Source organism: Photobacterium swingsii, assembly GCF_024346715.1.
GTDB lineage: Bacteria > Pseudomonadota > Gammaproteobacteria > Enterobacterales > Vibrionaceae > Photobacterium > Photobacterium swingsii.
Window position 1 is genome coordinate 1,048,739 of sequence record NZ_AP024852.1, and the last position, 15,468, is coordinate 1,064,206.

General features: G+C 44.0%; 15 protein-coding genes. 10 read left to right on the forward strand and 5 right to left on the reverse strand.

The window, feature by feature from the left end; genetic code table 11:
• The first annotated feature begins 6 nt into the window (after positions 1-6).
• The 4 genes from odhB to OCU77_RS05135 all read left to right on the forward strand — a co-directional run bounded on the left by odhB (position 7) and on the right by OCU77_RS05135 (position 3,843).
• Positions 7-1,218: a 2-oxoglutarate dehydrogenase complex dihydrolipoyllysine-residue succinyltransferase gene (odhB, locus tag OCU77_RS05120; RefSeq protein ID WP_048898708.1), complete on the forward strand. Its 1,212-nt coding sequence runs from the start codon at positions 7-9 to the stop codon at positions 1,216-1,218.
• A 159-nt stretch (positions 1,219-1,377) separates the two neighbouring features.
• Positions 1,378-2,544 carry an ADP-forming succinate--CoA ligase subunit beta gene (sucC, locus tag OCU77_RS05125; protein WP_107302343.1) on the forward strand — a complete coding sequence of 389 codons (1,167 nt, stop codon included), beginning with the start codon at positions 1,378-1,380 and terminating at the stop codon, positions 2,542-2,544.
• Positions 2,544-3,416 carry a succinate--CoA ligase subunit alpha gene (sucD, locus tag OCU77_RS05130; protein ID WP_107302344.1) on the forward strand — a complete coding sequence of 291 codons (873 nt, stop codon included), beginning with the start codon at positions 2,544-2,546 and terminating at the stop codon, positions 3,414-3,416. Before sucC ends, sucD begins: the two co-directional genes overlap by 1 nt.
• 121 nt (positions 3,417-3,537) lie before the next feature.
• Positions 3,538-3,843, forward strand: coding sequence for a VF_A0006 family four-cysteine protein (locus tag OCU77_RS05135; RefSeq protein WP_048898709.1), 306 nt, complete (start codon positions 3,538-3,540; stop codon positions 3,841-3,843).
• Positions 3,844-3,886: 43 nt separating this feature from the next.
• Here the strand turns inward: OCU77_RS05135 and znuB are convergent, their stop codons facing one another.
• Positions 3,887-4,675 (reverse strand): zinc ABC transporter permease subunit ZnuB, encoded by a 789-nt coding sequence (gene znuB / locus OCU77_RS05140; protein ID WP_107302345.1) that lies wholly within the window; start codon positions 4,673-4,675, stop codon positions 3,887-3,889.
• Complete coding sequence (znuC, locus tag OCU77_RS05145) at positions 4,668-5,456, reverse strand: zinc ABC transporter ATP-binding protein ZnuC (protein WP_048898710.1); 789 nt, start codon at positions 5,454-5,456, stop codon at positions 4,668-4,670. The genes znuB and znuC overlap by 8 nt, the downstream gene beginning before the upstream one ends.
• Before the next feature lie 93 nt (positions 5,457-5,549).
• On the opposite strand from znuC, the gene znuA reads away from it, so the two are divergent.
• The 5 genes from znuA to OCU77_RS05170 all read left to right on the forward strand — a co-directional run bounded on the left by znuA (position 5,550) and on the right by OCU77_RS05170 (position 10,904).
• Entirely contained in the window at positions 5,550-6,443 is an 894-nt protein-coding gene (gene znuA / locus OCU77_RS05150; protein WP_048898711.1) for a zinc ABC transporter substrate-binding protein ZnuA, read from the forward strand.
• A 2-nt stretch (positions 6,444-6,445) separates the two neighbouring features.
• Positions 6,446-7,795 carry a murein DD-endopeptidase MepM gene (mepM, locus tag OCU77_RS05155; RefSeq protein ID WP_107302346.1) on the forward strand — a complete coding sequence of 450 codons (1,350 nt, stop codon included), beginning with the start codon at positions 6,446-6,448 and terminating at the stop codon, positions 7,793-7,795.
• Between the two features lie 366 nt (positions 7,796-8,161).
• The gene (locus OCU77_RS05160) at positions 8,162-8,389 is read left to right on the forward strand and encodes a FeoA family protein (protein ID WP_048898712.1); all 228 of its coding nucleotides are present in this window, start codon (positions 8,162-8,164) and stop codon (positions 8,387-8,389) included.
• Positions 8,389-10,665, forward strand: coding sequence for a Fe(2+) transporter permease subunit FeoB (feoB, locus tag OCU77_RS05165; protein ID WP_048898713.1), 2,277 nt, complete (start codon positions 8,389-8,391; stop codon positions 10,663-10,665). Before OCU77_RS05160 ends, feoB begins: the two co-directional genes overlap by 1 nt.
• Positions 10,662-10,904 (forward strand): FeoC-like transcriptional regulator, encoded by a 243-nt coding sequence (locus OCU77_RS05170; protein ID WP_048898714.1) that lies wholly within the window; start codon positions 10,662-10,664, stop codon positions 10,902-10,904. Before feoB ends, OCU77_RS05170 begins: the two co-directional genes overlap by 4 nt.
• Before the next feature lie 75 nt (positions 10,905-10,979).
• Here the strand turns inward: OCU77_RS05170 and OCU77_RS05175 are convergent, their stop codons facing one another.
• Positions 10,980-11,411: an HIT domain-containing protein gene (locus OCU77_RS05175; RefSeq protein ID WP_048898715.1), complete on the reverse strand. Its 432-nt coding sequence runs from the start codon at positions 11,409-11,411 to the stop codon at positions 10,980-10,982.
• 208 nt (positions 11,412-11,619) lie between these two features.
• Between OCU77_RS05175 and OCU77_RS05180 the strand changes: the two genes are divergently transcribed.
• Complete coding sequence (locus tag OCU77_RS05180; RefSeq protein WP_048898716.1) at positions 11,620-12,225, forward strand: DUF924 family protein; 606 nt, start codon at positions 11,620-11,622, stop codon at positions 12,223-12,225.
• Between the two features lie 118 nt (positions 12,226-12,343).
• Here OCU77_RS05180 and OCU77_RS05185 read toward each other — a convergent pair whose 3' ends face one another.
• Complete coding sequence (locus OCU77_RS05185; protein ID WP_107302347.1) at positions 12,344-13,363, reverse strand: GGDEF domain-containing protein; 1,020 nt, start codon at positions 13,361-13,363, stop codon at positions 12,344-12,346.
• Between the two features lie 251 nt (positions 13,364-13,614).
• A complete protein-coding gene (argS, locus tag OCU77_RS05190) occupies positions 13,615-15,345 on the reverse strand; it encodes an arginine--tRNA ligase (RefSeq protein ID WP_107302348.1) in 1,731 nt (576 codons plus the stop codon).
• Positions 15,346-15,468 lie beyond the last annotated feature (123 nt).

The window sequence follows — 15,468 nt, forward strand, 5'->3', positions numbered from 1 at the left end:
ACCGATATGACAATCGAAATCTTGGTTCCCGATTTACCTGAATCTGTTGCGGATGCGACAGTTGCAACATGGCATAAACAACCTGGTGATGCGGTCGCGCGTGACGAAGTGTTAGTTGATATCGAAACCGATAAAGTTGTGCTTGAAGTACCCGCTCCAGAAGATGGCATCTTAGAAGCTATCTTTGAAGGAGAGGGGACGACAGTACTGACTAAGCAACTCATTGGTAAATTAAAAGCCGGTGCTGTTGCTGGTGAGCCGACCAAAGATGTACCTGCTGAAGCGGAATCATCGCCGAACAAACGTAATACTGCGTCTCTTTCAGATGAAAGCAACGAAGCCTTAAGCCCGACAGTGCGCCGTCTACTGGGTGAGCACAGTATCAAAGCTTCTGATGTGAAAGGTACAGGTGTTGGTGGTCGTATTACTCGTGAAGACGTTGAAGCATACGTTAAGCAAGGCAAAGCGGCACCAGTCGCCCCTGCTGTAGAAGCGAAAGTAGAAGCACCACTGGCGCATCGTAGCGAGAAGCGTGTCCCTATGACACGTTTGCGTAAGCGTGTTGCTGAGCGTCTACTTGAGGCGAAAAACAGTACAGCCATGCTAACAACGTTTAACGAAGTAAACATGAAGCCAATCATGGATCTTCGTAAGCAATACAAAGATATCTTTGAAGAGCGTCATGGTATCCGTCTTGGTTTCATGTCTTTCTACGTGAAAGCTGTGGTAGAAGCACTGAAACGTTACCCTGAAGTGAATGCATCTCTAGATGGCGAAGATATTGTTTATCATAACTATTTTGATGTAAGCATTGCCGTATCGACTCCGCGTGGTTTGGTAACACCAGTACTTCGCGATTGTGACAAGCTAAGCCTTGCTGAAATCGAAAAAGGTATCCGTGAATTAGCACTGAAAGGTCGTGACGGTAAGCTAACGGTTGATGATCTAACCGGTGGTAACTTCACGATCACTAACGGTGGCGTGTTCGGTTCACTTATGTCGACCCCAATTATTAACCCACCACAATCAGCGATTCTTGGTATGCACAAAATCCAAGACCGCCCAATGGCTGTGGATGGCAAAGTTGAAATTTTACCTATGATGTACCTTGCACTGTCTTACGATCACCGCTTAGTTGATGGTCGCGAATCAGTGGGTTACTTGGTAACAATTAAGGATTTATTAGAAGACCCAACACGTCTACTACTAGACGTGTAATACCTGTCCGATAAATAGTGCGGGCCGGACATGCTCACGTTCGGCCTAGTTTTGAGTTCAGGTATGAGTGGTGAAGCGCGAATTAATCAAGCATTGGTAAGCGTGACATCAGATGGATATAACAAATCCCTTAAGGGATATAAAAACGGATAGAACATCATGAATCTGCACGAATATCAGGCAAAACAGCTGTTCGCTGAATGCGGTCTGCCAGTTCCAGAAGGATACGCTTGTGACACACCACAAGAAGCGGCTGAGGCGGCGGGTAAAATTGGCGGCGACAAATGGGTAGTAAAATGTCAGGTTCACGCTGGTGGCCGTGGTAAAGCGGGCGGTGTAGAACTGCATGACACAAAAGAAGGCATTAAAGCATTCGCACAAAAGTGGCTAGGTAAAAATCTAGTGACTTACCAAACAGATGCGAATGGCCAACCAGTTACAAAAATTCTGGTTGAAGAAGCATCAAATATCGCAAATGAACTGTACCTGGGTGCAGTTGTAGACCGCGGTACGCGCCGTATTGTTTTCATGGCATCGACTGAAGGTGGTGTGGAAATTGAAAAAGTGGCAGAAGAGACGCCAGAACTTATTCATAAAGCTGCGATCGATCCATTGGTTGGCCCTCAGGCTTATCAAGGCCGTGAATTAGCATTTAAACTGGGTCTTAAAGGCGATCAAATTAAACAATTTACAAAGATCTTTATGGGTCTTGGTAACATGTTCTCTGAATACGATCTTGCTCTTTTAGAGATTAACCCTCTAGTTATCACCGGCGACGACAACCTAGTGTGCCTAGATGGTAAAATTAACATCGACTCAAATGCGATGTACCGTCAACCTAAATTGCGTGAAATGCACGATCCTTCACAAGAAGATGAGCGTGAAGCACATGCCGCGAAATGGGAACTAAATTACGTTGCGTTGGATGGTAGCATTGGTTGTATGGTTAATGGTGCCGGTCTGGCGATGGGTACGATGGATATCGTCAACCTACATGGTGGCCAGCCAGCAAACTTCCTTGATGTTGGTGGTGGTGCAACCAAAGAGCGTGTAACAGAAGCATTTAAAATCATCCTTTCCGATAGCAATGTAAAAGCCGTATTGGTTAACATTTTCGGTGGTATCGTTCGTTGTGATTTAATCGCAGAAGGTATCATTGGTGCTGTTGAAGAAGTGGGCGTTGAAGTGCCAGTGGTTGTTCGCCTTGAAGGTAACAATGCTGAGCTAGGAGCGTCGAAATTGGCTGAAAGCGGCCTAAACATTATTGCTGCGACTTCGTTGACTGAAGCAGCTGAGAAAGTAGTTGCTGCGGCGGAGGGTAAATAATGTCAGTTCTAATTAATAAAGATACCAAGGTAATCTGTCAGGGTTTCACGGGTGGTCAAGGTACTTTCCACTCAGAGCAAGCTATTGCTTACGGTACACAAATGGTTGGTGGTGTTTCTCCTGGTAAAGGCGGCACCGAGCACCTAGGTCTTCCTGTTTTTAATACCGTGCGTGACGCTGTTGAAGCAACAGGGGCTACCGCTTCTGTGATTTATGTACCAGCACCTTTCTGTAAAGATGCGATTCTTGAAGCGATTGATGCAGGCATCAAGCTGATTGTAACCATTACAGAAGGCATCCCAACGCTGGACATGCTTGATGTAAAAGTACGCCTTGATGAAGCAGGCGTGCGCATGATTGGCCCTAATTGCCCAGGTGTCATTACACCTGACGAGTGCAAAATTGGCATTATGCCTGGTCATATCCACAAAGCGGGCAAAGTGGGTATTGTTTCTCGCTCTGGTACGTTGACGTACGAAGCTGTTAAGCAAACGACAGATGAAGGTTTTGGTCAATCAACATGTGTTGGTATCGGTGGCGACCCGATTCCGGGGGCAAACTTTATCGATATTCTAGAGATGTTTGAAAAAGATCCTGCGACCGAAGCGATCGTAATGATCGGTGAAATCGGTGGAACAGCAGAAGAAGAAGCGGCGGCTTACATTAAAGCTAACGTTACTAAACCTGTTGTGTCTTACATCGCAGGTGTGACTGCGCCTCCAGGGAAGCGTATGGGCCATGCTGGCGCGATTATTTCTGGTGGTAAAGGTACGGCTGACGATAAGTTTGCAGCGCTTGAAGCTGCTGGCGTTAAGACAGTGAAAAGTCTAGCTGAAATTGGCTCAGCACTACGTGAAGTCACTGGTTGGTAAGCTTTTAATATTTAACAAAAACCCGCTACTGGTTAGCGGGTTTTTTTATGGAAATAACCCTACGCGATAATATAAAACAATGTATGATTGTGTCTTGTATTAGAGGGGGAGGAATTAGATAGTGAGAATAAATAAAGGGCTGAGCGTTGCATTATGTTTGGTCGCGAGCACCGCTGTTGCGAAACAAGATAAAGAGGCTTACCAAGATTGTATTTTGTCGTCAGCCTCTCAAGCGGAAGATAGTGCTGCGGCAAGTATCATGACTAATGCCTGTCACCGTTTATATATTGATAATTTTATGCTTAGCTCAAAAGATCAAGATTACTTTCAGTGCTTACTTGATTATTTGCCTGATGTGAAAAAGCGTTCTGCAGCAGTGCAAGTACAACAAACTTGCGATCGAAAACACCGTAGTTTATTTAATTAGGCCAGCAAAATACTTACTGGCCTAGTGATTTAGTCGTGAATAATTAAGACGCTTCACCACGCTTGAATTGACTCAGCATAAACAAGGCGGCTGCCGCAACTACGACTGACGGACCTGCTGGGGTGTCGTAGTGCCACGACATAGCCAAACCAATAATAACAGCAATAGACCCTAAGGTTGAGGCGATTATCGCCATTGATTCAGGGCTTTTCGCAAATCGACGTGCTGTTGCCGCTGGAATAATGAGTAGTGAAGTAATAATCAAAGCACCGACAAACTTCATCGCGACCGCAATCACCATTCCCACCATAAGCATTAGTATCAAACGCATTAAATCAACATTAATACCTTCAACTTGCGCCAATTCTTCACTGATGGTCATCGACAGTAATGGTTGCCATAGCGTTACCAGCAAGGTTAAGACAACTGCTGCTCCTCCATAGATCCACAATAGATCAGACGTTGTAACGGCAAGTAAATCGCCGAAGAGGTATGACATTAGATCGATTCGGACATGATCAAGGAAGCTAATTGCCACTAAACCTAACGACAAAGAACTATGGGCTAAAATGCCAAGTAAGGTGTCGGTTGCAACGTATTTTTGTTTTTGCAGCGTAACCAAGATAACCGCCAATACTAAGCAGCAAATAAGCAAGGCAAGGTTGAGGTTAATGTTAAACAGAAAACCGAGCGCGATACCCAGCAGTGAAGCATGCGAAAGTGTATCGCCAAAATAAGCCATTTTTCGCCAGACAACAAATGACCCTAAAGGGCCTGCAATCATGGCGATACCAATGCCAGCAGCAAGGGCGGGTAAAAGGAACTCAAGCATTTTTATTATCCGAACTAGGTGCTGAATGATCGTGTGTATGTTGGCATGGTCCCACAGGACTACCTGCTAAATCATGCTCATGATTGTGCTGGTGGTGATACAGCGCTAACTGTTCGCTTTGCTGTTTACCAAACAACGCCACATAAGATGGGTGGTTAGTGATTGCATCGGGTTCACCAGAGCAGCAAATGTGATGATGCAAACAAATGACATGATCGGTTTTTGCCATCACAAGATGCAAATCATGCGAAACCATTAAAATAGCACAGTTAAGTTTATCCCTGAGCGATTGGATTAGACTGTATAGCTCTAATTGGCCATTGACATCAACCCCTTGCACAGGCTCATCCAGCACTAAAACATCAGGCTGTTGTAATAAAGCACGTGCAAGTAGCACCCGTTGAGTTTCACCACCTGACAAGCTGTGCATATCGCTGTGGTGAAGGTGCGTACCACCAACTAAGCGCAGTGCTTCTATACGGTCAGCTTCAGAGTAGCGACCAGCCAAACGCATAAAGCGATCGACACTAAGTGGTAGCGAAGCATTAAGTTGCAGCTTTTGCGGGACGTAGCCAATGCGTAATCCCTTTTGGCGAATGACTTTGCCTGCAGATGGTTTACGTAATCCTGTGATGACCTTTACTAAGGTGGACTTTCCCGCGCCATTTGGTCCAATTAAGGTTGTGATTTGGCCTCGTTCAAGTTTGAGTGAAACTTGATCAAGTACGTGCCGTTCCGCGAAGGTAACGGTGACTGACTGTAATTCAACTAATATGGTCATAAAAAAGAGATTAGTAAGGACGTTAGCAAACTGAGATGTTACAATATAACACTAATTTTTTTGTTAGTGTTCATAATTATAATGGAAACCAATATGAGTCGCTTTATCTCATTCGGTCTAATCTTCACTTTTTTCTTTTCTAGTCAATTGATGGCAAAGGAGTTTAACGTTGTAACTAGTGTTAAGCCATTGCAATTGATCGTACAAGAATTGACCCAAGGTGTAACGACACCACACGTGTTATTGCCTGCGGGGGCTTCACCGCATGATTATGCATTGAAACCGTCAGATGTGAAAAAAATTCATGATGCAGATTTGGTTATTTGGGTTGGCCCTGAGCTTGAAACCTTTATGGCTCGAATGCTATCAAATGATGTTACTAACATTGCTCTGACAAAACAGCCCACAATTGATTTCTTATATTACGATCATGACGAGGAAGGTGACCATTCAGGGCATGATCATAGCCATGAAGGGGTAGACCCTCACTTTTGGATGGGACCAACGCAATCATTACAGGCGGCAGCTGTGATCACTGATACATTGATTGCTTTTGATCCGTTGCATAAAAATGAATATAAAGTTAATCTTGCCCAGTTTGAAAAATCGGTGAATATAGCTACCGATGAGTTAAAAAAACAGCTTCAACCTGTTGTGCAACATGGCTACTTCGTTTTCCATGATGGTTACGGTTATTTTGAAAAGTATTTCAAGTTAAACAATTTGGGACACTTTACCGTCAAGCCAGATCGCCGACCTGGAGCTAAAACTCTTATTTCAATCCGTCGTGCACTGCAAGAGAAGCAAGCATACTGTGTTTTCAGTGAGCCACAGTTTTCTCCTGCAGTCGTGAGCAGTGTGGTAAACGGCACGGATGTCAGCATTGGTACATTAGATCCAATGGCTACAAATATTGCTTACGAGCAGGGCGGGTACATCGCGTTCTTACAAGAACTAGGTCAAAGTTTTACCAAGTGTCTTAAATAATAATGAAATTACATAAGGTCGCAGTTGCTACTATCAAGCAGCTTCCACGCCAACATCGTATTGCGCTAGCATCAACGTCTTTTGTGTTACTGGCTGCCTTGTTATGGCAGCCCTCGAAACCAGTGACACTGAGCACCTTCGGCAATGATCAACGTGTAGATATTGCGTTGAGTACCGATTTAGAGAAGCTGTCAGATATGAACAGTGAGCCTATCGGGGAAGTTGTCGATCCTAAAGACCCTGAATTTTTGGTACCCAAAGATGAGTTAGAACAGCAGCTTCAAGAAGAAGTTGATGTTTCTCATAGCCATCAAGTGACTTCGGGTGAAACCCTAGGCTCGATTTTTTCGCAATACGCGCTACCTATTTCTAATATGTACTCGCTAATCAATGTGAATAAATCGATTCAGAACTTACGTGTAGGTCAAACCATCGAATGGTCAGTTGACGACGACGGTCAAGTGACTGAGTTTTCGGTTAAGCGTAGTGCCAAAATCACCGATACCTTTTCGTTAACCAAAAACGGTTATTCTTACGAGCAAGTAGAAGAGAGCGGCGAGATAAAGCCTGTTGTACTTACTGGCCGTATCAGCGGGAGCTTTTATAACTCAGCGATGGCAGCTGGATTGACAGCAAACCAAATTCAGACGTTGGCGCAAAAATTACAATGGCGGTTTGATTTTGGTCGTGAAGCACGAAAAGGTGATCGCTTTGCTGTCTCTGTTGACCGTGAATTTATTGATGGTCGCGCCGTAAATAAAGGCGATGTAAAAGCTATCTACTACTTGAGTGGTAATCGCGAAGTCTTTGCGATGCGTTTTGGTGAAAATAACTTTTATGACGCTGATGGCAAGAGCCTAGATCGTGCATTACGCCGCTTACCACTTGAGAAACGCTACCGTATTAGCTCTCCGTTTAACCCAACGCGTAAGCACCCGATCACGGGGCGAATATCACCACATAACGGTACTGATTTCGCTGTACCTATTGGCACCTCAGTGTTAGCGGCTGGTGATGGTGTGGTAGTGAAGTCGAGTAAGCATCCATTAGCGGGCAATTATATTGTTATTAAGCATGGTCGTGAATACATGACGCGCTACCTTCACTTAAATAAACGCTTAGTGAAGGTAGGGGATAAGGTGACCATGGGGCAACGTATTGCACAAAGTGGTAATACTGGGCGCTCAACAGGCCCGCATTTGCACTATGAATTGATCAAAAAGAACCGCCCAGTGAACGCGATGAAAGTACCATTGCCTCAGGCTGAACCTGTTCCTTCTAAAGATCGTAAAAAATACCTACGATTAGCAAGTGAAGAACGTCAGAAGTTGTTAGCGGTTATGCCTGGCTAATTTAACGAGATACTTCAACAGTAAAAATGCGCACTCGGTGCGCATTTTTTTTATGTCATATAAAGTATCACTCACTTATAGAATGCTTAATTGCCCTGAGCAGTCCAGCGCCCATTTTTTCATTAGCTCACAATTTACGTCGTCTTTTCATTATGGCGAGCTTTATAAACAGTTTAATTTACCCGAATTAAATCAGCATGCTACAGAGTGCTCTCCCACTTTTATGAGAGTGAGTGCCTTGTCCGACAGATAAATAAGTTAAGTGTAAATAAGTTAAGTTTAGTTGACTTTAATCAAGGTGGCATATGTGTCAATATGTAACATATATCATTAAATGCTAATTATTATTATTAAGGTAAGCGATTCATGAAACTGTCGGAAATGGCATGTGGTGTGAGTGCAGTCGTGTCGGATCTATCTGCGCTACCCGCAGCTACGCGTAAAAAACTTATGGTGATGGGTGTACTGCCTAATACCGAGTTATCTGTTGTACGTATTGCCCCTATGGGTGACCCTTTACAAGTACGTGTTCGTGGTGTCGACATTGCTCTTCGTAAGCAAATTGCCGCTAATATCGATGTAGAGGTGCGCTAATGCAATATAATATTCTTACTGTCGGTAACCCAAATAGTGGTAAAACAACGCTATTTAATGGTTTGACGGGTGCTAAACAACAAGTGGGTAACTGGGCGGGTGTTACGGTTGAGAAGAAAACTGGTAACTACAAATGTTCAGGTGATGACTTTGCGCTGACCGACTTACCAGGTATTTATAACCTTGATAGTGCTAACGATGCTAACAGCCTAGATGAAGCGATTGCATCACGTGCCATTTTGACCTCACCTGCCGATGTGATCATCAATGTTGTTGATGCATCAAGCCTTGAACGTAGTCTTTACATGACCCTACAACTACGTGAACTTGGCCGCCCTATGGTTGTTGTTCTGAATAAAATGGATGTTCTACAACGCCAACGTCAAGTACTTGATGTGAAAGCGCTAGAGAAAGCACTCGGTTGTCCTGTATTCACTTTATCAGCCAATAACCAGTCGCAAGTTGCAGACTTTAAAATGAAACTGCACAAAATGCTGACACAAGGTGTTGCTGTTAAAGAGATAAACTTAAATTATGGCGATGTTTTTGAAGCCGCGATTAAGGAGTTATCACCTTTATTTGCAAGCGCAGAAGTGAATGCTCGTTCACAAGCTATTCGTGTGCTAGAAAATGATACCTTAATCATTAATCGCTTATCAGAGTCAGATAAGAACGCTGCATGTAATATTCGCAATAAAGTAGCCGTTGAAGTTGATCCAGATATTCAAGTGGCTGATGTACGTTACACTTTCTTGCACCAACTTTGTCAGCAAGTACGTCGCCAAGAAGGCAAATTAAGCCGTAGTGTGAGCGACAAAATCGATAGCGTATTACTTCATCGTGCATTTGGTATCCCATTCTTCTTCGTTGTTATGTACCTAATGTTTATGTTCTCTATTAACATTGGTAGTGCATTTATCGATTTCTTCGACATCAGTGTCGGCGCGCTACTTGTTGATGGCGGCCACTATCTTCTTGATGGTCACCTACCAGTGTGGCTGGTAACTGTTATTGCGGATGGTATCGGTGGTGGTATTCAAACGGTCGCAACCTTCATTCCTGTTATTGCTTGTCTGTACTTGTTCCTCGCGCTATTAGAAAGCTCGGGCTACATGGCGCGTGCTGCGTTTGTTCTGGATAAAGTGATGCAAAAAGTAGGTCTACCGGGTAAAGCCTTTGTACCTCTTGTACTGGGCTTTGGTTGTAACGTACCTGCGATTATGGCAACACGTACGTTAGAGCAAGAACGTGAACGTAAATTGGCAGCAGCAATGGCTCCATTTATGTCATGTGGTGCACGTTTACCTGTTTACGCATTATTTGCGGCGGCCTTCTTCCCTGAAAGTGGTCAGAATGTAGTATTTGCTTTGTACCTACTAGGTATCTTTGCCGCTGTTCTGACTGGCTTGATTTTACGTAGCACGCTTTATCCTGGTTCAAGCGATAGCTTCATCATGGAAATGCCAGATTATGAGCTACCAACAATGCGTAACGTTGGTATTAAAACGTGGCAAAAATTGAAAAAATTCGTACTAGGTGCGGGTAAGACAATCGTTGTGGTTGTTGCGTTCTTAAGTTTCTTCAATTCATTAGGTACAGACGGTACTTTTGGTAACGAAGATACTGAAGTTTCTGTACTCTCGAAAGCAGCTCAAATCGTGACGCCTGTACTTGCACCGATTGGTGTGAAGGAAGATAACTGGCCTGCAACGGTTGGTATCATTACGGGTATTTTTGCCAAAGAAGCGGTTGTAGGGACGTTGAACAGTTTGTATGCGCCATCTTCTGATGATGAAGGTGCTGACTATGACTTAGTGGGCAGCTTACAAGAAGCGGTTGGTAGCATTGGTGCAAACTTGTCTGATTTAAGCTATAGCGATCCTTTAGGCATTACGGTTGGTGAGCTAAACGACTTAGACGCTGTGGCTGAAGATCAAGAAGTTGACGCTTCTGTCTTTGGTAATATTCAAGCGCACTTTGTTAGTTCTGCAGCAGCAATGGCTTACTTAATTTTCATCCTACTTTACACGCCTTGTGCTGCGGCGATGGGTGCTTATGTACGTGAATTCGGTCAGAAGTTCTCATTATTCATCGCAGGTTGGACTATGTTGTTGGCTTACACGTTTGCATCTGTCTTCTACCAAGTGGCGCACTTTGCAGATCACCCGACAAGCAGTATGTTGTGGATTGCATTCTTCGTTGCAATCAATGCTGGCTTGTTGGTGTTGTTCAAGCGAGAAGGTAAGAAACAACAAGCTGAGATCCTTGCATTATGATTTTACAGCAGCTGAAAAACTATATTGAGCAACATGGTCGCTCTCGCCGTACTGATTTGGCTAACCACTTTGGTATGAGTGAGGACGGGGTTGATGCCATGCTCTCTGTCTGGGTACAGAAGGGCAAAATTGGTAAAGAGTTAATTGGGTGTGATACCGATGGCTGTTGCCAAGGGGCAAAAGAAGTATGGTATCGCCAGCTGCAAGACAATGAACTATCTGTAACGGTTATGCGTTAAGTTATTGTTTAGTAAAGCGCAATAAATAAAAAGGCAACCTTTGTAAGGTTGCCTTTTTTTGATCGCTATTCTGTACTAACAGCTAGCGATGAAGCCATCAATTACACTAAGTTCTGCACGTAACTCTTCGGCTAACGCAAGCTGTAATGCCTCGCTACGCTGCGTACCATCGGTGTTTCCCCATACCGGGCCAGGCCACGCGATATCAGTTTCAAAACGAGCGATGTGGTGAACATGTAACTGCGGAACTAGATTACCCAAAGCCCCGACGTTGATTTTGTCTGCTTTATAGTCATTTTCGAGTAAAGCAGCTACTGCGCTTGATTCGTTAATGAGCTGGTACTGTTCGCTTTGTGCTAGATGGTGGATCTCTCGTAAATCATTTTTTCGTGGAACCAAGATCAGCCAAGGACCAAGTGCTTCTTTTGATAGCAGAACACGGCACAGGGGAAGGTCGCCCAAAACTGTGGTATCTGTCGCTAAACGAGGATGAAGCATGAAATTCATTGTAAATATTCCTATAGAGTACAGCGCTGCTCACAGGCTGTCAGATTGAGTATTTTCAAACATTCGCACTGCGCTATTCTGACTGTTAAAGATACGTATCAATATAAAAATGGAACGTCTTATGATGTGGTTAAGTACTTAACGGTTAAATACATAATATCGCATCATTTTTGTTATACAACGACGTAATGAGAAGTGGAGAAGATAGATGGCCGCAGAATATCAAGCCATACTCAGCTATTGGTTCGGGGATATTGAGGGTGAAGTAACGAAAATCAATAAAGGTGCATTGTGGTTTCAAGGTGGTGCAGAAGTTGATCAGTATATTACTGATAATTTTTTGCCTTTGGTCAGTAAAGCAAGCACAGGTGAATTAAGCTATTGGGCCCAAGAGCCTCGAGGTGCATTAGCCTTAATTATTTTATTGGATCAGTTTAGCCGTAATATTTATCGTGGGCTGAGCGCAGCATTTCGTAATGATGCCTTGGCTCTGGCTATATGTAAGCGAGGGTTAGCGCAGAATATTGATCAGCAGCTTTCTCCGATTGAGCGCGTTTTCTTCTATCTACCTTTAGAGCATTCAGAGGTACTCGATGATCAAGAAGAGTGTGTGTTTCGCTTTGATCAACTGCGGCAGCTGGTATCAGCTGATAATAGAGCAATGTTTGATGGTTTCTATGAGTATGCGACCAAGCACTTTGACGTTGTAAAAACATTTGGTCGTTTTCCACATCGCAATGCGGCTCATGGGCGATTATCGACTACTGAAGAGCTTGCATGGTTGCATGATGGTGGCCAGCGTTTTGGGCAATAAGCTGGTACGTGATGACTATATCCCTAGATAGCAAACGACATAAAGCCATTAAAGGCTTAACGCGAAAAGGTCAGCGCTGCTGACCTTTTTGTCGATGTTTTATATGATTCTTTGATGATTAACTGAGGGGTAAAACGCGGTTTCTTCCCAGTTTCTTCGCATCATTTAAGAATGTATCTGCGCGACAAATAACTTCTTCTGCGGTTTCTGCTCGACTTTTTTCAGCGATGCCAAATGATGCCGTGATAGTGTTTATTCGCTCACCGTTGCGACGATCCAGAACTGATATTCTTTCAATACTGCGGCGTAGTGTTTCGGCGTGTTGGCGGGCTGTGCTGTGGTTTTTATTGACGAGAATAATAGCGAATTCTTCGCCACCAAAGCGATAAGCTTGCATTTGCTCACGGCAGCTTTCTTTTAAGCGGCGTGATACGGCTTTTAATACTTGGTCGCCAAGCTGGTGGCCGTAGCTGTCATTGAATATCTTAAATTTATCAATATCGAGCATAATCAGCGAAAAAGGGATGTTTTTTTGCTGAACGCTATCAATATCACGATCGAAAGCACGGCGGTTAAATATGCCAGTTAGTGCATCTTCGTTCGCTTCTTTTTGACTCTCTTGTAACGCTTCACGCAGCGTAGCTATTTCTTGCTGAGCGGTATTTAGTTGGCTTTTGAATGCGCCTGTTGAAAGCTGAATGTTCCGTGATTCTTTAATTAAACCGCGTACGAGCCCCATGGTTTCTTCAAGAGAGAGGCCTTCTCGCTCGGCGGATTCTAATTTAGTGAAGCCTTTATCAAGGTTGAGTTGGAATGATTCAGTTTCTGTCAGAGTGTCTGTCATCGAGTGAGAAACTTCTTGCATCATGAGCGTTAAACTTTGCTTGAGTTGCGAGATGTCCTGTACCGCTTTTGTTGCAATATGCTGATGATAAAGTTGTTCACAAGTTGTTGGCGTACATTGACCTTGAGCGGCGATTTCACCATCCATTGCTTGGTTTAACAGCGGTGACTCTTGAGAGACGTAGGTGTACCACAATGCATAATTAGCGGGGGTGGTAGGGACTTTGTGTTTGATCATCAAAGGAACAGTTTGTTTTAGCGTTTCCGTTGATTTCGCAAAGCTATCTTTGTTCATAACCTGCATTCCATCGATCAGCAGCGGGGATAAGTAATTAAATCAATAATAGCGGTATCGGGCTGATAGACGGATCTACTGGCGCTATGAGGTGTTTACCGCTGCTTTCTACTTGTTAGTTGGGTGGCATTGTTAGGCTGAAGTCTTTAAGCAGCGCTAGACCTTGCCATTTGGTCTGTTTAACGAATATAAAAAAGCCTTCTAAGGATACCCTAGAAGGCTAATGGTTTTTAGTCTAACGTAACATTTTTTTACATGCGCTCTAGGGTTTCGATGCCTAGAAGATCAAGACCTTGTTTGATCGTTTTCGATGTAAGAAGAGCGAGTTTCAAACGGCTTTGCTTCACATCTTCTTCTGCGTTCAGAATTGGACATGCTTCGTAGAAGCTAGAGAATTTACCCGCTAGTTCGAATAGGTAAGTACACATTAGGTGCGGCTGACCTTCACGTGCAACGTTTAATACCGCTTCTTCAAACTGTAGCAGTGTTGATAGTAGTGCTTGTTCTTTCTCATCGTTGATCACAACAGGGTGAGTTAGGTCTGCAACTTCAACGTTTGCACGCTTGAAGATAGAAGATACACGCGTGTAAGCGTACTGCATGTATGGTGCAGTGTTACCTTCAAATGCCAGCATGTTGTCCCAATCGAAGATGTAGTCAGTCGTACGGTGCTTAGACAGATCCGCGTACTTAACTGCAGCCATAGCAACAGTGTTGGCGATAGTCGCTTTTTCTTCTGCATCTAGCTCTGGGTTTTTCTCTTCAATCAGTTTCGCTGCACGTAGCTCTGCTTCATCAAGCAGATCTGCTAGACGAACTGTGCCGCCTGCACGTGTTTTGAATGGACGACCATCTTTACCTAGCATCATACCGAATGCGTGGTGCTCAAGCGTTACGTTTTCAGGTAGGTAACCCGCTTTACGTACGATAGACCATGCTTGCATTAGGTGTTGGTGTTGACGAGAGTCGATGAAGTAAAGCACGCGGTCTGCGTTTAGTTCTTCGTAACGGTATTTTGCACAAGCGATATCGGTTGTGGTGTATAGGAAGCCACCATCACGCTTCTGGATGATCACACCCATAGGCTCGCCGTCTTTGTTTTTGTATTCATCTAGGAATACAACTTGTGCACCGTCACTTTCTACTGCTAGGCCTTTTTCTTTAAGATCTGCAACAATGCCAGGAAGCATGTGGTTGTACATAGACTCACCCATTACGTTATCACGTGTTAGTGATACGTTTAGGCGGTCGTAGTTACGTTGGTTTTGAATCATAGTAACGTCAACCAACTTCTTCCACATTTCAGCACAGTATTCGTCGCCACCTTGTAGTTTTACTACGTAGCCACGTGCGCGTGCTGCGAATTCTTCGTCTTCGTCGTATAGCTTCTTAGATTCACGGTAGAAGGCTTCAAGATCGGATAGTTCCATTGAAACTTCACCAGACTCTTTTTGTACACGCTCAAGGTTTGCGATAAGCATACCGAACTGTGTACCCCAGTCACCGATGTGGTTAGCACGAGTAACATTGTGGCCTAGGAATTCAAGTGTACGAACAACAGCATCACCGATGATTGTTGAACGTAGGTGACCAACGTGCATTTCTTTTGCTACGTTTGGTGCAGAGTAGTCAACAACAATGTTTTGCTGTGCTTCAAGTGCAACGCCAATGCGGTCATCTTTTAGTGCTTCTTCTGCACGCTCAGCAAGCCATGTTTTGCTTAGGAAAATGTTGATGAAACCTGGGCCAGCAATTTCAACTTTCTCAGCGATGCCATCTAGCTCTAACACATCAATTACTTTTTGTGCGAATTCGCGTGGGTTAGTACCCAGTTTTTTCGCAACACCCATAACACCGTTAGCTTGGTAGTCACCAAATTGTGCTTTCGCTGATTGGCGAACGGCTGCTGGGCTTCCAGCTGGTGCGCCAGCGGCTTCAAGAGCCTGAGAAACCTTGTCATTAATTAGTGCTTGAATGTTCACGCGCTTATCCTTCAAATCGTTTGGACGCCAGATACCGATAATCTAGCGTTGCAAGAACGTCACTGTGCTCGAGATCATAAACCGTCAAAAATAGTCACGACACCGAATACAAAGGGTTAATAT